At 40.1% G+C, this 20818-nt stretch carries 18 protein-coding genes; 7 read left to right on the top strand and 11 right to left on the bottom strand.

The window, feature by feature from the left end:
* Window positions 1-41 precede the first annotated feature (41 nt).
* The gene (locus tag L8106_RS13850; protein WP_009784949.1) at window positions 42-992 is read left to right on the top strand and encodes a HEAT repeat domain-containing protein; all 951 of its coding nucleotides are present in this window, start codon (window positions 42-44) and stop codon (window positions 990-992) included.
* 29 nt (window positions 993-1021) lie between these two features.
* Entirely contained in the window at window positions 1022-3301 is a 2280-nt protein-coding gene (locus L8106_RS13845; RefSeq protein WP_009784948.1) for a tetratricopeptide repeat protein, read from the top strand.
* A 157-nt stretch (window positions 3302-3458) separates the two neighbouring features.
* Here the strand turns inward: L8106_RS13845 and L8106_RS13840 are convergent, their stop codons facing one another.
* Window positions 3459-3962, bottom strand: a complete 504-nt coding sequence (locus tag L8106_RS13840; RefSeq protein ID WP_009784947.1) for a DUF4168 domain-containing protein — start codon at window positions 3960-3962, stop codon at window positions 3459-3461.
* 450 nt (window positions 3963-4412) lie between these two features.
* Between L8106_RS13840 and L8106_RS13835 the strand changes: the two genes are divergently transcribed.
* Window positions 4413-4616, top strand: coding sequence for a hypothetical protein (locus L8106_RS13835; protein WP_009784946.1), 204 nt, complete (start codon window positions 4413-4415; stop codon window positions 4614-4616).
* 228 nt (window positions 4617-4844) lie between these two features.
* Window positions 4845-5750 (top strand): peptidoglycan recognition family protein, encoded by a 906-nt coding sequence (locus L8106_RS13830; RefSeq protein WP_009784945.1) that lies wholly within the window; start codon window positions 4845-4847, stop codon window positions 5748-5750.
* Between the two features lie 99 nt (window positions 5751-5849).
* Here L8106_RS13830 and L8106_RS13825 read toward each other — a convergent pair whose 3' ends face one another.
* The 3 genes from L8106_RS13825 to L8106_RS13815 form a co-directional block, all read right to left on the bottom strand.
* Window positions 5850-6167 (bottom strand): hypothetical protein, encoded by a 318-nt coding sequence (locus L8106_RS13825; protein ID WP_009784944.1) that lies wholly within the window; start codon window positions 6165-6167, stop codon window positions 5850-5852.
* A 548-nt stretch (window positions 6168-6715) separates the two neighbouring features.
* On the bottom strand, window positions 6716-7336 hold the full coding sequence (locus tag L8106_RS13820) for a peptidoglycan-binding protein (RefSeq protein ID WP_009784943.1): 621 nt from the start codon (window positions 7334-7336) through the stop codon (window positions 6716-6718).
* Window positions 7337-7411: 75 nt separating this feature from the next.
* Complete coding sequence (locus L8106_RS13815; RefSeq protein WP_009784942.1) at window positions 7412-8692, bottom strand: pitrilysin family protein; 1281 nt, start codon at window positions 8690-8692, stop codon at window positions 7412-7414.
* A 323-nt stretch (window positions 8693-9015) separates the two neighbouring features.
* On the opposite strand from L8106_RS13815, the gene L8106_RS13810 reads away from it, so the two are divergent.
* The gene (locus L8106_RS13810) at window positions 9016-10206 is read left to right on the top strand and encodes a class I SAM-dependent methyltransferase (protein ID WP_009784941.1); all 1191 of its coding nucleotides are present in this window, start codon (window positions 9016-9018) and stop codon (window positions 10204-10206) included.
* A 71-nt stretch (window positions 10207-10277) separates the two neighbouring features.
* Here L8106_RS13810 and L8106_RS13805 read toward each other — a convergent pair whose 3' ends face one another.
* Complete coding sequence (locus tag L8106_RS13805; RefSeq protein ID WP_009784940.1) at window positions 10278-10775, bottom strand: 2TM domain-containing protein; 498 nt, start codon at window positions 10773-10775, stop codon at window positions 10278-10280.
* A gap of 135 nt (window positions 10776-10910) precedes the next feature.
* Window positions 10911-12434, bottom strand: a complete 1524-nt coding sequence (locus L8106_RS13800) for a hypothetical protein (RefSeq protein WP_232228477.1) — start codon at window positions 12432-12434, stop codon at window positions 10911-10913.
* A gap of 306 nt (window positions 12435-12740) precedes the next feature.
* Here L8106_RS13800 and L8106_RS13795 point away from each other — a divergent pair, with 306 nt between their 5' ends.
* A complete protein-coding gene (locus L8106_RS13795; protein WP_009784938.1) occupies window positions 12741-14807 on the top strand; it encodes a thioredoxin domain-containing protein in 2067 nt (688 codons plus the stop codon).
* A gap of 59 nt (window positions 14808-14866) precedes the next feature.
* Here the strand turns inward: L8106_RS13795 and L8106_RS13790 are convergent, their stop codons facing one another.
* The gene (locus L8106_RS13790; RefSeq protein WP_009784937.1) at window positions 14867-15361 is read right to left on the bottom strand and encodes an ATP-binding cassette domain-containing protein; all 495 of its coding nucleotides are present in this window, start codon (window positions 15359-15361) and stop codon (window positions 14867-14869) included.
* Window positions 15321-15647, bottom strand: coding sequence for a hypothetical protein (locus L8106_RS13785; protein WP_009784936.1), 327 nt, complete (start codon window positions 15645-15647; stop codon window positions 15321-15323). Before L8106_RS13785 ends, L8106_RS13790 begins: the two co-directional genes overlap by 41 nt.
* A 306-nt stretch (window positions 15648-15953) precedes the next feature.
* Between L8106_RS13785 and L8106_RS13780 the strand changes: the two genes are divergently transcribed.
* A complete protein-coding gene (locus L8106_RS13780; protein WP_039896286.1) occupies window positions 15954-16976 on the top strand; it encodes an AI-2E family transporter in 1023 nt (340 codons plus the stop codon).
* 4 nt (window positions 16977-16980) lie between these two features.
* Here L8106_RS13780 and L8106_RS13775 read toward each other — a convergent pair whose 3' ends face one another.
* From L8106_RS13775 to hslO, 3 genes are all read right to left on the bottom strand, one after another.
* Window positions 16981-17304: a hypothetical protein gene (locus L8106_RS13775; protein WP_009784934.1), complete on the bottom strand. Its 324-nt coding sequence runs from the start codon at window positions 17302-17304 to the stop codon at window positions 16981-16983.
* A 35-nt stretch (window positions 17305-17339) separates the two neighbouring features.
* Window positions 17340-19628: a hypothetical protein gene (locus tag L8106_RS13770; RefSeq protein WP_009784933.1), complete on the bottom strand. Its 2289-nt coding sequence runs from the start codon at window positions 19626-19628 to the stop codon at window positions 17340-17342.
* Window positions 19629-19882: 254 nt separating this feature from the next.
* Window positions 19883-20815 carry an Hsp33 family molecular chaperone HslO gene (gene hslO / locus L8106_RS13765; protein ID WP_009784932.1) on the bottom strand — a complete coding sequence of 311 codons (933 nt, stop codon included), beginning with the start codon at window positions 20813-20815 and terminating at the stop codon, window positions 19883-19885.
* Between the last annotated feature and the right edge of the window lie 3 nt (window positions 20816-20818).

Raw genomic sequence — 20818 nt, 5'->3', positions numbered from 1 at the left:
AATGAGGATAGAAAACTCACTCAATCAGGAGGCGAACGGGTATGGATTGGAACAGTTTAAAGAAATCATTGACTTCGCCCAAATTGACTTTGCTGTGTCTGTCTGTTGGTTTTCTGTTAATCGGAAAAGTTGCAACTCAAGCGACGACAACCGCAGAAGTCATTGCTCAAATTGAACAACTGAGCAAAAATCGACAGAACCGACTTTTAGCCGTCAAAACCCTCAAAAAAATAGGTTCTCCGGCAATTCCCATTTTGCTAGAAGCCTTGAATGATCCCGATGTGAACATTCGTAAAAATGCAGCTTTTGCCTTGGGTTCAATGGGTGGCGACGCGACAGAAGCAGTTCCAGCTTTACTTTCAGCCTTGAAAGATGGAGATCAAAGTGTTCGGATGGATGTGGCGGTGGCACTGCGACAGATTGGGCCAACGTCTCGGGAGGTTCTCAACTCTGCGATCGCTGACTTAACCCAAGCGTTGAACGATGAAAATCCCCAAGTGCGTCAGGGTGCGGCGTTTGGCTTGGGCATCCTGGGTTCGGAGGCATCGGAGGCGGTTCCTGATTTGATTGCGACGCTCAAAGATAGCGACGAAGACGTACAGATTTCAGCCGCGATCGCACTTAAACGCATTGGACAGGCTGCGGTTCCGGCTTTAACAGCAGCCTTGAATGATCAACAAATGCAAGTTCGGGCTAAAGCTGCTTTTGCTCTGGGAAAGATCAATGCAGAAGCGGTTCCTAGCGTCACAGAAGCCTTGCAAAATAGCGATCGCCAGATTCGTCAAAATGCGGCTGAAACCCTCAAAAAGCCCTCCTCTGGTTCTCTCCACGCTCAAGCCAATCGTCCTAACCCTCGCCCTACAACTCGCCCCGCTCCCCGTGGGAACCGTCCAACTATTGGCCCTACACCAGGAGGAAATCGTCCGGTTCCTCGTCCGACGACTCGCCCTAACCCTCGCCCAACGCCTCGTCCGAATGGTTTTCGCGGATAGATTAATAGTCCCTAACTGCCAAAAACTCAATGTTAGATCGTCTCTACACTGAGGCTAATGCCTTCTATAATGCTGGATATTTGTCTGAGGCTGAGGAAAAATATCAACAGATTTTAGCCTTAGAAAATACCCATGCTGATGCTTGGCGAGAGTTAGGGGCGATTTATTTTTTTCAAGAACGATATCCAGAAGCCCTTGATGCCTTTTATTCTGCTTTAGAACTGGATTCATCCACCGCAATTCAATATTATTATTTAGGTTTAGGATTAGCAGCAACAGAAGATTTTACCGCAGCAATTTCTGCCTATGAACAAGCAATTCTTCTTGATCCAAACTGGAGTGATGCTTATCATCAGTTAGGGGGAGTTTGCCTAGAATTAGGACAATTTAACCAGGCGGAAACTTACTACAGAAAAGCTATTGATCTCGATTCAAAAAAATCGGATTTTTATTTGGACTTAGGTAATCTTTTAATTGCTAAACAGCAAATAGAAGAAGCTATAGAATTTTATCAAAAAGGACTTCAGTTCGACTCAGAAAATTATCAAATTTTCTATCAATTAGGAAATGCTTTTACAACTCTTAAAAAATCATCTCAAGCCACATTTTATTGGGGATATTCAGCCTATTATCAAGCCAAATATACAGAGGCTATTCAATATTACCAAGATTATCTAAAAGTTCAAACTCAAGATATTGACGTTTATTTGAAGTTAGCAGATTGTTATCAAAAAATCGAACAATATCCACAAGCAATTCACACCTATCAGCAAGCCGTTGAACAGATATCAAATTCAATAGAAGGTTTCACAGACATTTATCTCGCTTGGATAGACACTTTACAAGAAATTGGAGAGACAGAAGCAGCTATTTATCTCGCCAAAAATGCGTTAGAAATTTTTCCTAATAATATTTCTTTAAAACTCACTCATCAACGATTACTTCCGATTTTATATAACAAAACTTCAGACATCGAACAATATCGTCAGAGATTTTCTGATTTACTCACCCAATTAATTGCAGAAACTGATTTAACTTCACCGAACAACTCAGAGAGTTTATTAGCAGCAATTTCAACTCATACAAATTTTTATTTACAATATCAAGGATACAATGATTTAGAACTACAAAAAAAATATGGAAAGTTTTTATGTCAAATCATGGCAATCAGCTTTCCACAATGGATGCAACCAATCTCGCACTCCTATTATCAACCTAATAATAAAATCAAAATTGGTTATATTTCATCATTTTTTAACTGGCATACTGTTGGGATAGTATTCTTAGGATGGTTAAAACAAAGCAATCTTAAAGAGTTTGAACTTTATTGTTATTATACGGGAAATGAAGAAGATGAACTAACAGATTTATATCGTTTTTATGGCGATTATTTTAACAAGCTAAATGGTAATTTTATTGATGTTGTTCAGAAAATATATGCAGATAAACTAGATATTTTAGTTTTTTTGGATGTGGGAATGTGTCCGCTAACAACACAAATTGCAAGTTTACGTCTGGCTTCTATTCAATGTGTAGCTTGGGGACATCCAGTTACAACAGGTTTACCAACAATTGATTATTTTATATCTCCAGATTTACTAGAACCCAAAAATGCACAAAAACATTATTCTGAAACCTTAATTCGTTTACCCAACTTAGGGATTTATTATGAAAAACCCGAGATTCCAGAGTTAGAAAAAACTCGTTCAAATTTTGGACTGAAAAATGATACAGTAATTTATCTTTCTTGTCAGTCTTTGTTTAAATATTTACCTCAATATGATCAAATATTTGTAGAAATTGCTCAACAAGTTCCTCTGGCTCAATTTGTGTTTGTGTCTCACTGGAATTCGGCAATTAGTGAAAAGTTTAGAAAACGATTAAAACTGGCTTTTGCTGACTTCGGTTTAAACAGTGAAGACTACTGTACAATTTTACCCCGACTTGAAAAGTCAGATTACTTACAATTAAACTTAATCGCTGATATTGGTTTAGATACAATTCAATTTACAGGATTTTTAACCACGCTTGATAGTATTGCTTGCAATCTTCCAATTGTTACCTGTGAAGGCGAGTTGATGCGAAGTCGTCAAACAGCAGGAATTCTCAAGCGAATTGGAGTAACAGAAACAATTGTACGGAATGAAAAAGAATATATTAAAATAGCCGTTCAACTTGGGTTAAATCGGGCTTTTAGAGAAGAAGTTAGTCACAAAATTCAGCAAAACAAATCCCTATTATATGAAGATCAAAATTGCATTCAAGGCTTGGAAGATTTCTATCGAAAAGTTATGACTGTTGATTCCTAAAAGTGATTGAGTTAAACATAAACGCTACTTAAATAAAAGTAGAAAGCTTGATCACTCCCTACTTTTATTTGCGAAAATTTGTATTGATTTGTAGAATGAAATTAAGTTAAATCTGAATCAAAAATCTAGATTCACTTTCAGACTTTTCACTTAATGATTAGTTTTGCAGCATTTGCTGTACTTGTTGTTTTAATTGGGGATTTTCTTGAACTGCCGCGATAATTTCTTGAAATCTTTCGATTTCTAGTCCTTGACTCTGTACCGCCTGATATTTTCGGTCTTCAGTATTTTGTAAAATTTCTCTAACTCTCACCAGTGCTTTATCAAACTTCTGTTGTTCTTCTGCGGAAACTTGGGCAGCGGAGGCTGGTGCTTCACCCTGTTGGCTTTGTCCAATTTCTACAAATCTTTCCGGAGTCAACCCTTCTGCTTGAACCGCCTGAGCCATTTTTTGTTCCGCGTCCATCTCAATGACCCGAAACTCCTTAAATGTTTCTGCAAACTTTTGCAGTTCTTCTTGAGTAACGGCAGATGAAGAAGCCGCTTGTGCTAAAAAAGACGGAGAAACAGAAGATATCGTTTGGCTGTAAGCCGGGAAACTACCAATCGCCAAAAGAACAAAAGATCCAGCTAGGCTTCTCAACAGAAGTGATTTGAGCATTGTTTTTTCCTTGAAGTTACACGTTGGGCTATCTGCCTTGTCCTGATCGTTCCATTGACTAGCTTCTACTAAAGAGAAGAACTCATCAGGGACCTAACCGTTGTCTGATCATCACCCCTCATTCTAAAGATGAATGTATGAATCAGGCTAACAGAACTAAAAACAATTAATCGTTCTGTCTTGGGCTTACGGTCAGTGATTTGGCAGTGCATAGGGCCGCACGCATACACGTTAGCACCTATCTGAATTTCCGACAAGGTAAATTTTAGGTCTGGTGTAATCAAAAACAAATTCAAACCCTTGGTCTTCAGAACATTAAACAATTATGTAGAAATCTTGAAAATCATCAAACTCAGATCGCAATCTGCAACTGCATAAGTCACAACAACCGAGATGTATGTATCAATGAACCCCCAGAACGGGTTGATTGTCACACCAGGGAGGAAAACCATGCTCAATGAACCGATGGAATGTCCTAAATGCAGTAAACATACCCTGATTCAGCGTAAAAGTGACTTATATGAATGTGTAAACTGTGATTTTGAACGAGATTTTTCTCAATCCATAGATGAAGACTACAAAGAAGATGAGAGTGCAGGGGGGGGAATTTTGGCTTTCTTTCTTGTTGTTTTTACCGTCTTTGCGTTTCTCTAAAGGGAAAAAAGCAGATCGAGAGATTTAGAGATTTAAAACACCAACCCATAACCGATAAATATTCTCCCATTCGGGGGAAATTTTCGTTTTGGGAAAATACAAAGCTAGAGCTACCTTAGTCGAAAAAGAGTCTCAGCAATTCTTCACCCCTAAAACCGTTAACAACCAATAGAGTTTGGGCTAGACTGATTTTGAAGAAAATTCAACCGATAGCTGCTTTGACTCTCTATGAAACTCCAACGAACACCGATTATTTTTTTATTTTTGGGTTTGGTTACTCTACTGGTGACAATTGCAGTCACTCAAACTCATCGGGTGACAGCCCAAGAATTTGATCGTCCTTCTCTTGAAATTGCCAATCAAAATATTGGTTTACTGCAAACCTGCGGGATTCGGCCCCAAGCCGGACGCACCGGGAATCCCGAATTAGGCCCAGTTGTAGAAGTTCCGGCTGCTTTGTATCGGTTTCGACGTCCGGTAAACTGGCAAAATTCAGCCGCGACAGGCAATTCTGCTCAACCGAGTTCTGTTGGTGCGCCCCAAGAATATCAAGCGATCGCCAACCGAACCAACTACGGACAACGATATCTCTATGATGTCAGTGGTAAGCCTGTTACCAATACTCCGATTGTCGTATTGCATGAAACGGCAGCAACGGCTCAAAGTACGATTAACTTTTTTCAAACCTATCATACAGACGAAGATGATCAAGCGAGCTATCATACTTTAATTACCCTCAATGGCGATGTTGTTTATATCGTTCCTCCTGACTTGAGAGCATACGGGGCTGGAAATTCTGTGTTTCAGGGAGAAGCGGTACAAACGGATGCCAAGTTTCCCCCTTCAGTGAATAATTTTGCTTATCATGTTTCTTTAGAAACGCCCCCCGACGGGTTGCGTAACGGCGCATCTCACAGTGGTTATACAACAGCGCAATATCAATCTTTGGCTTGGTTAGTGGCTCAAACTGGTATACCAGAAAATCGAATTACGACTCATCAAGCGGTAGATCGTTCGGGAGAAAGGTCTGATCCCCGTCGTTTTGACCAACAGTTATTCTTGCAGTTATTGCGTCGTTATCCCCAAACCCGAGAAATTGTGATCGGCTGTCAAGCGCCTTCTATCAATCAATAAATCCGTTCTAAACGGTCACGTATTTAAATATTGATTTGAGTTTTCTGAGCCTGGAGTCCGCAGGATTTGGAAGCATCTCCCAGGCTGTCTATTTCAGGATTAAATTCCTAAACGACCCGCAGCGCCGCGTTGAAGGGCTGTGACGCGCTGAGTATTAGAAAAAATGCCTTCTCCTTGCAGTTGAGTCAGTGCTGGCTTAATTTCAACTTTAATCACTTTCTGAGTAGAAATCATTACCGTTTGTTCAGGGAGGTTAAAGGTTAACCAAGGCTGGTTTAACATTTTTTGTAATATCGGTCCCAACTCATTTGCCATGATGGGAACGCTCAATGTTTCGGCTTGACCATTTTCATAATAAAAGGTAAGCTGTGTCGCGGTTGGCTCGGCTTGCATGGTTGCAAAAGAACCTTGTACCATGATAAAACCCTCAAGTTAAATAGTTGCTTTGCTTTTCTATCATACCTATTCAATCTTTTAGTTGATTTTGATTTTAGCCAAAATTTAAGGTCTAGTAGAAGGCTACTAGACCCTAAATCCATTTGTACTAAGTTGACTCAAGCAGATTTTCAGGAAGTTCGATAGAGGTAAATTAGTTGAAAAACAACTAGGGTGTACACAACTGACAATCATCTCAGCTAACTTGCCTAATTTTAAGTCGATACAGACTTTGATTATAACACTGACCCCAAACTCCACTCAGAACCGATTTAGCTTAGAGATATTTCAGGGGGGGAATTGATCCTTTACAGTGTTAACAAGATTAAGGCTAATCATGTCAACCTAAAAGATTGTACAGCAGTTGATTAAAGCAGAGGGACACAACTTTAATCTCAGGGTTTTGAATGGCAGCTTTGCCGCTTTCAATGTGTCCTATTAGCTTAATAAGTTAGCATAGCTTTTTCGAGAGAATAACCCCTTCTCTAAGAAAGTTGACATTGCTTAACATCCTGAGACATTCAGACGATTCAACGCAAGATCAACATCCAAGTTTGAGAACCAACAACACCATCAGGTTTAAGTTTATACTGTTCCTGAGCAGCAATAACTGCCGCCTGGGTTTGTGATCCAAAAACGCCATCGGCTTGACCTTTGAGAAACCCTTTAGCTCGCAAACGTTCTTGTAGTCCGACAACTGCTTCTCCCCGCATTCCAAGCTTCAACACCGGAAAACTTGCTTTTACAGTTGAAGAATTCTCCGGTGTACTCGCAGTCGGAGAAGTACAAACACAGTCATTAGCCGTCGAGGTTGAGGTTGAGGAAGTCTCCTCTGGCGGAAATAGTCGATCCCAAGTGGCAGAGTTGGTCACGCCTGTAACGGGCAAATTTGCCGCCTTCTGAAATTGAGAGACTGCTTCGGCGGTACTTTCAGCATATACCCCATCAACCTCTCCGGTGTAGTAACCGAGTAACTTGAGAGCGGCTTGTAACTCAAACACTTCTGTACCCTGGCTCCCGGTTTGGAGAGTGGGTCGAGTGAGGTTGGTTTGAGCCATCACTGGAAAAACGGTTGTGATGACTCCCCCCGATGCGCCAATGGTTAATAGACTACTCAAGACAACCCAAATCGATCTTTGCGCTAACTTCATAGCCCTGTTTCTCTACACCAAAACAGATAATACTAGATCGGAAAAGCCTTAAGCGAAAATTTCAAGTTGAGAAGATCACTTATATGCTTGTACAGAAGCTTCTGGCCCAACGAGAGACATATAGGGTTCACTAAAATAGCGATTAGCAACGGTATAAATATCATCTGCTGTCACCTGGGTGATATCTACTTGAAACTGGGTATCAAATTCAATCCCTAACCCCAGGGTTTCATACCAGCCATAAATTTGAGCCAGTTGAGCATTGGTTTGTTTCCCGAGAGCATATTGACCCAAAAGTTTATTTTTGGCAACTTGTAACTCGGCTTCGGTCAGAGGAACTTTCGCCAAACGTTCGACTTCTGAACGTAAACCCTCTATGGCGATCGCTGTATTTTCCGGTGCTGTTCCCATGTAAGCGACAAACTGGGAACGATCCAAACGAGTTGGATAAAAAGCGGAAACATCGTAGGCTAAACCCCGTTTTTCCCGTAATTCCACAAATAGGCGACTCGATAAACCATTTCCCAAATAAGTATTGATCAATTTTAAAACTGCATAATCTTGATGATCAACAGCACAGGTGAGATAACCTAACATGATCACAGACTGTTGAGTTTCTTGAGAAATCACTGAAGTTTTAGGGTTTGAGGCGATCGTCGGTAATACTAATGGAGGTACTGGAGTTTGGTCAACTTGCCAATTTCCAAACACCTGATTGACTAATGTTGTGGCTTGGTCAATGGTAATATGACCGACAATAGAAATAATCAAACGATCCGGGCGAAAATAGGTGTGGTGAAAGGTTTCAAGATCAGTACGATTAACTTGAGAAATGGTTTCCTCAATACCTAAAGTGGAAAAAGCATAGGGATGATCCGGATACATAGTCTGACGGAGTTGATCAAACGCCACAGAAAACGGTTGTTCTTGCTGAGATCGAATGCCTTGAATGGTAATTTTTCGTTCTAACTCAACTTCTTCTGGGGGAAAAGAAGGATTTTGCAAGAGTTGACTGGCTAATGTTAAAATCTCCTCAAAGTCAGCCGAAACTGTTTTTAGACTCATTAAAAAATAGTCGGTTGAGGTATCAGCACTTAAGCGTGCGCCGACGGATTCGACTTTTTCAGCAATTTCTAAAGAGGAGAGATTTTCGGTTCCTTTGGTCAGTGTTGCGGCTAATAGATGAGACAGTCCAGCTTGAGATCGAGTTTCCCAGCAACTTCCCGTTCGCAAAAAGAGCCGAGTTGATACAATGTCTGCGGTTGGATTTTCTTTGACCAACACTACAATACCATTGTCTAGAACGATACGATGGATGTTCTGGTTTGAGAGTGATTGAGTTAAGGTTTGAGTCACAGTTTGTCCGTTCGTGATTGTTGCTTTTAAAATGATTCCAGTGTTAGTCTATCCCGTTTTGAATACAGACAGACTCAAGGTTAAATTTTTTACACCACATACTACCCCTCTATGGCTCTATCATTATTTCTACTCAGGTGTTGTTATGCTAGATACGAATATAATTTTACCGAATCTCTGACAACTTTAGGCTAGATGAGTAGGATTACTGATCTTCTTATTCTTCAGTTAAAGCTTATTGGTGAATGTTGAGAGATGAATTCGGATTAGCAGATTTTCTATCCAATCTATTTTGCAATATTGATCATAGAGGAGCCTAGCCTATGAATACTATATCTCAATCTAGCTGTCCTGTGTGTGGTTCTTCGGAATGGAAAGTCTTTTTCGAGATCAAAGATGTTCCTATTTTTTGTAATCTTTTGTGGAGTAATCAGCAAGAGGCGCAAAATTGTCATCGGGGAGATTTAGATTTGGCGTTTTGTTCTCACTGTGGTTTTATTAGTAATGTAGCTTTTGATCCAGACCGTTTAGAGTATACCCAATCTTATGAAAATGCTTTGGATTTTTCACCTCGTTTTCAAGACTATGCAAAGTCTTTGGCAATGCGTTTAATTGAACGACATAATCTGTACCACAAAACAGTTCTAGAAATAGGCAGTGGAAAAGGAGAGTTTTTAGTCTTACTGTCTACTCTCGGAAATAATTACGGAATTGGTTTTGATCCCAGTTATGTTCAGTTAGATCAACATCAACATACTCAAGATCAAGTTAAATTTATTCAAGACTATTATTCTGAACGCTATACTGAGTATCAAGGAGATTTTATTTGTTGTCGGCATACTTTAGAACATATTCCTCAACCCACGCAACTTTTAAAATCAATCAAACAAACGATTGGAGATCAAAAACCGGATATTTTCTTTGAAGTTCCTAATGCTTTAGAGACTTTTGAACGTTTGGGAATTTGGGATATTATCTACGAACACTGTGGTTATTTCTCACCTGTTTCTATGGCTTATGCGTTTTCGTCTTGTGGATTTGAAGTAGATAATATTGAAGAAGAATTTAAGGGACAATTTCTCTGTGTTGAGGCGCATCCGGGTAAAACGGTAACAACATTAACCGCAGAACAAACAAAAAAAGTTAAGCAACTTGCAGAAGTTGTTAAAGGGTTTAAAACTAAGTTCGATCAAAAAATAGACTTTTGGAAAAATAAGCTAGAAACATTTAAAACAGAGGGAAAACGGGTTGTAACTTGGGGCGCCGGTTCAAAAGGAGTGACATTTTTTAACTTCCTAAAAATGCAAAACCCGATTGAATATATCGTTGATATTAATCCTCGAAAACAAAGAAAGTATGTTCCTGGAACCGGACAAAAAATTGTATCTCCAGAGTTTTTAGAAGAATATAAACCGGATATTGTGATTGTAATGAATCCAATTTATCAAGAGGAAATCAAAAAAATGCTTGCCAATATGGGTTTACAAAACTGTGTATTAGAAACAGGAGTTTAGCAGAAGGCAAGAGGTAAGAAGCAAAAGTGATAACTGATAACTATTCACTGTCTCCCTACCTCCCTTTTCTGCTATGATTGCCATCCTCTCAAAACTTTATCAGCAATCGTACTAAAAGATTGTCCCAGTTGCTTTTTCAGTTTCCATCGACTAAAGGCTTTCTCGTATTCTTCCCCTTCTGTTTGATAAGTTCTCCAGGCACTTAACGCTAGGAATAACCCCCAAATTAACAGAATTGATAAAGCAAAACTCATCCCATGGGTTGTGACAACATTGAGTAAAATAAGGAATGAACCTACAATTCCAAACTTCATTAAATCTTGTTTCAACTTCTGGCGACGCTGAACGTTAAAAACCAGTTTTTCCTGAGAGTCTTGCTTAAGAAGACACCATTCTTGTTCAGCCAATTCTAATTCACTGGGAGAAATACCCAACTCTATTGCAATTTCCATCAATTGAGGGCGAGTCAGTTCTCCGTTTTCATCTTTTTTAGCAAAAGCAATCTTGAGAATTTCCTGGGCGTCTTGTTGAATATAAGTTTGGGTAATCGAATTTTCGGATGTTTCCATAGTGAGTTTTCCATAGGCTTACTTCTCCTCATTTTAATCCTACCAAATCCTTTTGATAACTGGGGGATAGATAGAGTGAGGATTTCTAGACTGTCAAGGGCGGATATTATTCATCTCATCTGGGTTAACAAAGGTTTAACTTCCCAGGGTGTACAACCAACCATCTCGCCCACAGATGATAATTTTATTATCCCAGACAACAGGGGTAGACTCAAAGGAAATTTCGGGTTTAAACCGCCCCGCTTGTTCGACTTTCAGGCGATAATATTCTCCTCTCGTATCTTCGAGGGCGTTGGAGTCATCGGGTTTAGCGTTTTCCCAATATAAATTAAACAGATAAACACCACTATATCCAGCCGTGACTAATTTATAACCATCGGTAAAAATGGGTGTAGAAATTGAAGCCCCAATTCTTTGTTTAAAGACAATAATTGGTGTATCATAAGTTTGTTTGAGTAACGGCCCTTTTACTTTTTGAGTTGTCACCTGATCTTGAGAACCAATATAAAGATAACCATCTAAGGCATTTGTGGCAAATATCGCCGGAAAATTATCGGGGTTGTATTCATCATTCAAAGCCACCGAACCAATAATTCCACCTTTCCAACTTTTGAGATTTGTATTTCCGGTGGGTAAAAACCATTCCACGCTGTCTTGAGGAGGTTTTTCAGGATTAAGTTTAATCACGCCCCCTTTACCGGGAATATATTGTTTTTCTATCGCACAAAAGAGTTTATTTTCTTTGGAAATAACAACCGTTCCATCCAAATCTGAACCTGTATAAAAATCCCAATTAATTTTGCGTTCATCAAGACTAATTCCATAAATATGTCCAGAACCTGAAGCCAAATAAATGTTTTGATTGAGTCGAGAAGGAGAGGCTTCACTAACCAAATTTCCGCCTTGTCGTTTAGAGTCGGAGGAGGTGTACAGTTGAACTTCTGAGAAAATTTTAGGTTGCAGAAAACCTGATTTATTCTGATAATTTTTAGTGCTAGAGTCGAGAAAATAACCGATTCCATTTTCCCCCGCATTAAAAATAATTCCATCACCCAAATCCAAAGCAGAACTATCATTATCTTGGCTATAAGAAGCCGTTTTTTTAATGTTTAGCTTCCAAAGTTCTTGACCTGTTCTAAAAGAAACCGCTCGAAAACTGGGTGCAATTCCGTTTTTTGGTCTACCTGTACGACTGCCTTGTAAAATTACAATTTTATTTTCTTCTGATGCTGTTTCATCAATATAAATACTCGAAGAACCTTTAATAACATCATCAAAATTATATCGCCAAACTTCTTCATTGGTTTCAAAATCTATTTTTCTAAGATAATGATCATAGCTTCCAATTACCAAATATATTTTACCTTGATCCCGTGTAATCGTGGGTTGTCCTGTCCAACCTGCCCCACTCCAAACTTTTCGCGTACTACCTACATAAGTGACTCCTGTTCCTAATGGAAACTTATGAATAATATTTAAACCTTCAGGAATACCCCGACCATAAAACCGCCTCTGACTATTTCCTAAAAAAGTCGGAACTAATAAGTCTGTTCCTAATGTCAAATAACCAATAACTTTATTGAAATGATCGCTAACTTCTTGTTGGGTTAACTTGCGGTTAAAAAGGTTAAAAAAAGCCGCAGGGAACAAGGCACTCATCAAAAACTGAGTAGAATATTTGTGAAACTGTCGTCTCGATAGGTTCATACAGTCAACAGGTCAATGTTAAAAGCAATCCTCATTAAACCATAAATTGTTCTAAGGCGTATAAAATAATGATTGAGAGAACTTATTAGCTGATAAACTGAGTTGATCATTAGTGTGCAAGGAGGTCAATCTAGAAGTTCTGAATTCAGAAAGCAGGTTGATGCGTAAGTCCTAAAAATATCAGTTTCCTAGAGTTTTGGGGACGTTTACGGTAAACTAGAAGACTAATAAGCGGACTCAATATGAGTAGGTGTTTTTATGGCTAACCGTCTTGCCCAGTCCAAAAGTCTCTATCTTCGCAAACACGCGGAAAATCCCATCGACTGGTGGCCCTGGTGTGATGAAGCCCTAGAACAAGCCAAGCGTCAGGATAAACCCATTTTCCTCTCTATTGGTTATTCGAGTTGTCACTGGTGTACAGTGATGGAGGGTGAAGCGTTTTCGGATGGGGCTGTTGCTCAATATATGAATGAGCATTTCATCTCGATCAAAGTTGATCGCGAAGAACGACCCGAAATTGATAGTATCTATATGCAAGCGCTGCAAATGATGACGGGTCAAGGGGGTTGGCCGCTGAATATATTTCTCTCTCCTGATGACTTGGTTCCTTTTGTTGGCGGTACTTATTTTCCGGTTCAACCTCGCTACGGACAACCGGGATTTTTAGAAGTATTACGACGAGTTCGCGGATTTTATAATACAGAAAAAACTCGATTGCAAAATCTTAAACAAGAAATTCGCAATGCTTTAGTTCAGTCAACGGTATTATCTGCTTCTCAACTCAATGAGGGTTTATTACAACAAGGTTTAACCACAAATACAGCAGTTATTACTCGTAATGATTTGGGTGGGCCGCGTTTTCCAATGATTCCCTATGCGGATACGGCTTTACATGATGTTCGCTTTGATTTTGAATCACCTTACGACAGTCAACAAGCTTGTACTCAACGAGGAACAGACCTCGCTTCTGGGGGAATTTATGACCATGTGGCGGGTGGTTTTCATCGATATACGGTTGACCCCACTTGGACAGTACCGCACTTTGAAAAAATGCTCTATGATAATGGGCAAATTGTCGAATATTTAGCTAATTTATGGAGTGCTGGAATCACAAAACCTGCTTTTGAACGGTCAATTTCAGGAACGGTGAGTTGGTTAAAACGAGAAATGACGGCACCAAAAGGGCATTTTTATGCGTCTCAAGATGCCGATAATTTTACAACTCCTGAAGATGTTGAACCGGAAGAAGGGGAGTTTTATGTGTGGAATTGGCAAGACTTGGAGGAGATTGTTTCACCGGAAGAATTCGGAGAACTTCAAGCCCAGTTTAGCATTACAAAGTCAGGAAATTTTGAAGGTAAAAATGTTTTACAACGTTGGAATTGTGATGCACTAAGTCAACCTATTGAATCAGCACTCGCAAAATTATTTGCTGTTCGTTATGGTGCAAAACCTCAAGATTTGGAAACTTTTCCTCCTGCTACCAATAATCAAGAAGCAAAGTCTAAAAATTGGTCAGGTCGGATTCCTCCGGTTACAGATACAAAAATGATTGTGGCGTGGAATAGTTTAATGATATCCGGTTTAGCAAGGGCTGCAACGGTTTTCCAACAGCCTGAATATCTAAAAATTGCCACAACAGCCGCTCAATTTATTTTAGAGAATCAATGGGTTGATGGACGACTACATCGGGTAAATTATGATGGAAATCCTGATGTTTTAGCCCAGTCTGAAGACTATGCGTTGTTCATTAAAGCGTTAATTGATTTGCATCAAGCCAGTTTAATCGAATCAAGTTTTCAACTCCCTGAATATTGGTTTGAAAAAGCAGTTAAAGTTCAACAAGAATTTGATCAGTTTCTCTGGAGTGTCGAGTTAGGGGGTTATTACAATATCGGAACGGATACAGGTCAGGAATTATTAATGCGAGAACGGAGTTATACTGATAATGCCACCCCAGCGGCGAATGGAGTCGCGATGGCGAATTTAGTGCGGTTATTTTTACTGACTGAACAGTTAGATTACCTCGACAAAGCTGAACAAGGAATTCAAGCTTTTAGTAGTATTATGGAAAAGTCGCCCCAAGCTTGTCCGAGTTTATTTGTGGCGTTAGATTGGTATCGGAATAATACTCTAGTTCGTAGCAGTTCAGAACAGATTAAAGCCTTGAGTTCTCAACACTATCCAGTGACGATTTTCAGAGTGGATTCTAATCTTCCAGAAGGGTTTACTGGGTTAGTTTGTCAGGGGTTGAAATGTAAAAAACCCGCTCGAACTTTTGAGGAAATGCAGCAACAACTCCAAGAGAGTCAAACTCGTTCATAAGTCGTCGGACAAAATGAACATTTGAAACGAATAAACTTCTACTCTCTGGCTTTCTTTGATCAAAAAAATGGGTTTTGGGTTGAATCCTTTATAGAGATTATTTGAGTGAAGTTTTCAGCTTGGGGAATGATGATATTGCAGTCGGTGAAGTTTGGCAAAGAGTCCGTTAAGCTGTAAAAGATGCTGGAGATTGCCTTGTTCAGCAACTTGTCCTTGATCAAGTACAATAATTTGGTCTGCTTTTTCAATCGTAGACAAACGATGAGATGTTCAGAAATCGTGTCTAGGGCGTTGGTGGCCTCGTCAAGAATCAGAATTTCTGGGTTGCGAATAATGGCACGGGCTAGGGCAATTCGTTGTCGCTGGCCGCCAGAGAGTCGAACACCGCGATCGCCAAGTTTGGTATCATAACTATCAGGCAGTTCTAGGATAAACTCATGGGCATTTGCCTGTATAGCGGCGGCAATAATTTCGTCTTCAGTTGCATCGAGACGACCATAGGCGATATTGTCTCTAACATAGAGGAAGAATATGATGTAAAATTTTCTCAGCAATTACTTTAATATCAGTATTGACTTGTTGCTGAGTCATTTCTTCAATTGTTTTCATAGGACGATTAGACTTCAAAAAACCAGATTTTTGTTTGATAAAAAATTGATTCTTGTTTGCAATCTTAGAAGCGATAGGCTGAGTCAGCATCATCAAAATACTTTTCAATGGAAGAAGATACAAACCTAACCGTAAAAAAGGTGTGATGCCATCGGTTTGTAAGGCTTTGTATACCCAAAATAGTGTACTCTGATGTTGACCTGTACGACTGCTAGCGCTGGCTAAGTACATATAAAAATACTATTCGATAACTGCTGAATAATAGCAGGCATCCGGGGATATTTTTGGCGGATCGATTCCCAAATCAATTCCCGAGATATAGAGGGGGAGATGATTTTTATTCATTTTTGGGATAATTGACTCATCATTGAGGACTGGTATAGTCTTGTTAAATGAGTTAGGAAAAATTATTAATCTGAAAAAAGAACCCAACTAGCAAGAGACAAGACTACTATTTTTATATTCAGTCAAAGTGCTATAGCTATAAATTTATGCTTAAATAAACTATAGCAATTTTCATCTAATTTTGTTAGATTAATGCCTAAACATCCTCAGTCAATGTGGCGACAGCTTAATACATCAACGCTACTGCGTTTTTTATTACTATTTATGTGCGGTTGGGCGATCATTCAGTTGATTAATTACTTTTATTCTGTAATTGTAATTTTTACAATTTCGGGGACGTTTGCAGCTTTACTCAATTATCCAGTTCAAAAGGTTTCTCGTTATATTCCCCGAGGTTTTTCAATCGCAATTGTCTGTACAACAGCTTTTGGGTTATTAATAGGTTTGATTGCCGTTTTAGGAATAGAGGTTGTTAATCAAGGACAAGGATTTGTGACCAGTTTACTTGATTTTGTTCAAGATTCTGATGTAAATCCGGTCGAAAATTTTTTAGATTCTATTAATATTGAAAAGATGATTCAAGCCTTACAAGCCGGACTATTAACGGGTTTGGGCTTTGTTCAAGGTGCTTTTTCTAACTTTTTAAGTTTGATTTTTATTGTTGTAATTTGTGTTTATATGCTGATTGATGGGATTAAGATTTGGTCAGCTTGCTTAAAAATAGTACCGATTGAAATTCGAGATCGCTTTTCTTTAACGGTTCAAAAAAGTTTTATTGGTTTTTTTCGCGCTCAGTTTTTGTTAGTGCTATTTTTATCAATTTCTGGGTTTATTGCTTTTAAAATTCTAGGCGTTCAATATGCTTTATTTCTCAGTATTATTTTAGGCTTAATTGATGTGATTCCAGGGGTTGGTGGAACATTATGTGTCATTATCGTGAGTTTATTGGTATTTCTCTCTGAAGGAGGTTGGATGGCGATTAAAGTGTTAATTGCCGCAACAATTGTACAGCAAATTCAAGATAACCTGATCTCTCCTAAACTGATGAAAGACAACTTAAATATTAACCCAGTGTTTCTTTTTTTTGCTTTATTTGTGGGGGAAAAAATTGCCGGGATTTTAGGAATATTTCTCTCAATTCCCATTGCTGGAATGCTGATTATCTGGTTTAGTGAACCCCAAGATCAAGACATTTTCTTGGAAGAACATCAGTGATTTTTTATTCACTGGTTTCTTTTTGGGGACGGGAAAATAACGCTCGAAACCAACTCGCTTTACTGAGACTATTTCCCCAAATCACAATGCCTGTAATCAACATAAATAGCAACCCCAACCCATTTAAAAGAACATAAATCGGTTCGAGTTGCTTCCCGAGATATTCCCCTTCGTGAATCACCATTAAAAAGTGAACTTGATCGCGAGACAAACCGAACCAACTTTTTCCTAAACGATAAGCAACTCCTGTCGTTGCAGTAATCAAAAACGGCAGAATAATAATCGGTGCGAGTTGGCGATGAAATTGACGAAGGGTACGGAGATTCATAGGAGAACGGTTAACAAAATACTCTCATTCTGAGTTTATCGAATATCTGAAACTTTGTTAATAGTGAGCGGCTTATTCAACTCTACAGAATCATTATAGGGTTGAGAAGGGGTTTGAGGTTGAAGGGCTGGAGGTTGGGGATTGGGTTGCTCGGGTTGGCTATTATAATCTTGATAACTATCATAATTATCGTACCCATCATTATAATTTCCATAGTCGTTGTAACCATTAGAACGAGGGGGTTCAGGTTCAGGTGGAGGTGGATTTAGCCATTCTTCCCAAGTTTGAATTTGAGGTTGAGCCGCATTGTAAGCATTAGTACCGTAAGGAATTTTCTTCAACGTGGCGATCGCCGCCGGTAAATCATAAACCGACTCATCCAAACCAATTTCTAACATTTCTTGACTCCATTGACTGATTAAATTATCCGCCCGTCCTCGCCAAGAACTTGAAGGAGACACCTGAGATGCTAATTGAATTGCTTTTACATAGCTTTCGACAGTACCACTAGCGGCGATATTTTCTGCATTTTGAACATTTTTAGTATCTTGAAGTTCGGCTTTCCACTCATCAACCTTCATTTTGGCTTCAGGATAAAGCACAATTCCGGGTTTAATTTGTTCAGCAACAGAAATCGCTCGGGCTAAATCTCCATCGGAAGCAATTTGAACGGCTCGATCTAAAATAGGTTGATATTCTAAGCGTTGGCTTCTTTCTGTCCACTCAGAAATCCGATCTTGAGCTTCATCATAAAGCACCCGTCCTTGGCTAATTTGTTTAGCTTGAGAAATAGCTTCTTTGAGAGATTTCACATCACCAAAACTGGCGAGTTGATCCGCATTTTCTAATAAAGGACGATCTTCAATTTCTTCAATTTTCTGAGTCCACCGAACCATCTGAACCTGTGCATCTTCGCCCCGAGGATTAGAGGTCGGAATACTTCTGAGTTCAGCCACAGCAGCTTTTAAGTCTTTTACCGCACCTGAACGGGCTAATTTACGAGCTTTGTCTAAAGTCGCAACATCAACAATTGCTTGTTGCCAGTTCCGAATATATTGTTGAGCTTTATTATGAAAAGGACGACCTCGGCTGATTTTTCGAGCTTGAGCGATCGCATCTTTCAAGCCTTCGGCGGTATCCAAAGAGGCGGGAATATGAGCGCGAGACAAGACGATAAAATCTTCGATCTCTTGATCCAATTTTGCTCGTTTAGGGATTTGCTGCGCCATACTAATCGAACGTTGCCAATCTCCTGATTTTAAATTATCTTCTGCCAGTTTCAGGGCAACTTTGCTGTATTCTGTAATATCTTTACTCGCCTTTTCATACAGATAGCTTTCTGAGCCAATTACTTCAACTTGTTCGATAGCTTTGATGATACTATCAAATCCTCCTTCTTCTGCGATGCGACGGGCGGCTGCCAATTTTTTGCTTTCTTCTCGAACAATTTGCACAAAATCGGTGAGTTCTTGATACTTTGTCGTTTCCCAATATTGATTTCCGATATTCAGTAAACGACTTGCTTCCCGAAAAGCCAAATTCGTCTGTTCTTGGCGCAAATGATCTTCAGATTTGCGATAAATTTCCTCAGCGTCTTTCCAGGTAGAATTCCATTCTTTAATCCGTTCTTCTACTTTCGCTAATGCGGGAGTATCTTGGGGAACTTTGCGAGCGCTTTCTATGGCTTTTTTGAGTTCACCCGCTTGATACAAGTTTTCACTCACCTCTAAAATACCCATCGACCATTGTTCTATGCGACGGTTAATTTCTGGACGCAAGGGGTGAGTTTTCGACAAACTATCAATCAATTCAATTGCGACCAATAAATCAGAAACCGTTTCTTTTTTGGCGGCTGTTTCTGCACAGTAAAGACGCAAGGAAGCCGAAGCGATTGGCCAGAAGATTTTCGGACAATTGGGTAACGAAGGCGATCGCAACAGCATCGAACTGGCTAAATATCCCACTCCACCTGGGGTGATGATCATCAATACCAACCACAACGGCGTTAGCTTCAGCAGCAGCCTTCCCTTAGACGGCTTGGAGGTCTGCTGGGGTGGCGGTGTCAAGATGGGTTCAGCCGGAGGAATCGTCAAAGTTGGCGGAATCACTTTTTGCGGAATAACTTTTTGGGGTTCGGGGTCTGGCTTTGGTGTTTGAGTTGATTTTTCCTCAACCCCCGACTCCAACAACGCCCGCAACTCCTTAAGTCGTTCAGCACGACTTTTCCGCAGCGACGAATGTTGTACGGACAATTGAGGATCTTTTTCTGGTTGCGCGGATAATCGTTCTATCCAACGGCTTTGTTGATTGTGCTTTTCACTCATAGGTACGCTAACCCAAAACAGCTCTCACCACACACACGCCTGACTCCCGACCCAACAGTAGAAGTAGGGGCGATCATCTACCGTAAGATGAAGGGGGAGAGAGGTTCAAGCTCAGAGTATAGCGGCCATTGGTATACAACTGCTCTAACTCGATGATTCCTATGCTCCCCGACTCCCCCATCCTGATTTGGCATGACCAGGGTTTTGATTTTAGTCTCGATCCGATTACAATTTACAACTTTACCAAGCTGCCATCAAAATAGGATCGATCTTTTCCGAATCTTAGGTGAATCGGTTCGCGATCGCAACTCCTCAATCAATTGAGAGAGATGATCACAATTGGCTTGATAGACTTCCCCGCAAAATTCACACTTGGCTTCGGCGCCGTTGTCTTTTTCGATCATGTCCCGGAGTTCGGCTTGTCCAAACATTTTTAAAGCGTTTAAGACTCGTTCAAAGGAACAACTACAATCAAAGCGGACGATTTGCGCCGTGGGTAGAATATTTAAGCCCATATCCCCCAACAGGTGTTGGAAAATGTCAGGTAACGTTTTACGCTGACGTAGTAGGGGAGTAAACCCTGATAATTTTTCTACACGAGATTCTAGGGTCTTTACTAATTCTTCATCGGTTGCGGCTTTGGGCAGGACTTGTAGTAATATTCCTCCTGCGGCTTGGACGCCATCACTATCGACAAACACCCCCAACACTAAAGCAGAAGGGGTTTGATCGGAGTTGAGAATATAGTAAGTTAAATCGTCGCCGATTTCACCAGAAACTAATTCTACGGTACTCGAATAAGGGTAGCCATAGCCTTCATCCCGCACCACATACACAAACCCATTGCGACCAACAGCACCTCCAACGTCGAGTTTTCCTTTTTCGTTGGGTGGAAGTTCAACTTCAGGATTTTCGACATAGCCTCGGACAGTACCATCTAACCCGGCATCAACGAAGATTCGACCAAGGGGACCGTCTCCTTTAATTTGAATGTTGACTCTCGCTTCGGGTTGCTTCATACTCGAAGCCAATAATAATCCTGCTGCCATTGTGCGACCCAAGGCGGCTGTGGCAATAGGGGAAAGTTTGTGGCGTTGTTTGGCTTCTTCGGTTAAGCGGGTTGTTATGACTCCCACCGCCCGAATTCCATCGGCCGCCGCCGTAGCGCGAATCAGTTGATCAGCCATGCT

It is taken from the genome of Lyngbya sp. PCC 8106 (assembly GCF_000169095.1).
Taxonomy (GTDB): Bacteria; Cyanobacteriota; Cyanobacteriia; order Cyanobacteriales; family Microcoleaceae; genus Capilliphycus.
This window is presented reverse-complemented; position numbering and strand designations above follow the sequence as displayed.

Coding starts and splice junctions, on each gene's coding strand:
- L8106_RS13850 (WP_009784949.1), top strand. CDS start 42: ATGGATTGGAACAGTTTAAAGAAATCATTGACTTCGCCCAAATTGACT.
- L8106_RS13845 (WP_009784948.1), top strand. CDS start 1,022: ATGTTAGATCGTCTCTACACTGAGGCTAATGCCTTCTATAATGCTGGA.
- L8106_RS13840 (WP_009784947.1), bottom strand. CDS start 3,962: ATGCTCAAATCACTTCTGTTGAGAAGCCTAGCTGGATCTTTTGTTCTT.
- L8106_RS13835 (WP_009784946.1), top strand. CDS start 4,413: ATGCTCAATGAACCGATGGAATGTCCTAAATGCAGTAAACATACCCTG.
- L8106_RS13830 (WP_009784945.1), top strand. CDS start 4,845: ATGAAACTCCAACGAACACCGATTATTTTTTTATTTTTGGGTTTGGTT.
- L8106_RS13825 (WP_009784944.1), bottom strand. CDS start 6,167: ATGGTACAAGGTTCTTTTGCAACCATGCAAGCCGAGCCAACCGCGACA.
- L8106_RS13820 (WP_009784943.1), bottom strand. CDS start 7,336: ATGAAGTTAGCGCAAAGATCGATTTGGGTTGTCTTGAGTAGTCTATTA.
- L8106_RS13810 (WP_009784941.1), top strand. CDS start 9,016: ATGAATACTATATCTCAATCTAGCTGTCCTGTGTGTGGTTCTTCGGAA.
- L8106_RS13805 (WP_009784940.1), bottom strand. CDS start 10,775: ATGGAAACATCCGAAAATTCGATTACCCAAACTTATATTCAACAAGAC.
- L8106_RS13800 (WP_232228477.1), bottom strand. CDS start 12,434: ATGAGTGCCTTGTTCCCTGCGGCTTTTTTTAACCTTTTTAACCGCAAG.
- L8106_RS13795 (WP_009784938.1), top strand. CDS start 12,741: ATGGCTAACCGTCTTGCCCAGTCCAAAAGTCTCTATCTTCGCAAACAC.
- L8106_RS13785 (WP_009784936.1), bottom strand. CDS start 15,647: ATGTACTTAGCCAGCGCTAGCAGTCGTACAGGTCAACATCAGAGTACA.
- L8106_RS13780 (WP_039896286.1), top strand. CDS start 15,954: ATGCCTAAACATCCTCAGTCAATGTGGCGACAGCTTAATACATCAACG.
- L8106_RS13775 (WP_009784934.1), bottom strand. CDS start 17,304: ATGAATCTCCGTACCCTTCGTCAATTTCATCGCCAACTCGCACCGATT.
- L8106_RS13770 (WP_009784933.1), bottom strand. CDS start 19,628: ATGAGTGAAAAGCACAATCAACAAAGCCGTTGGATAGAACGATTATCC.
- hslO (WP_009784932.1), bottom strand. CDS start 20,815: ATGGCTGATCAACTGATTCGCGCTACGGCGGCGGCCGATGGAATTCGG.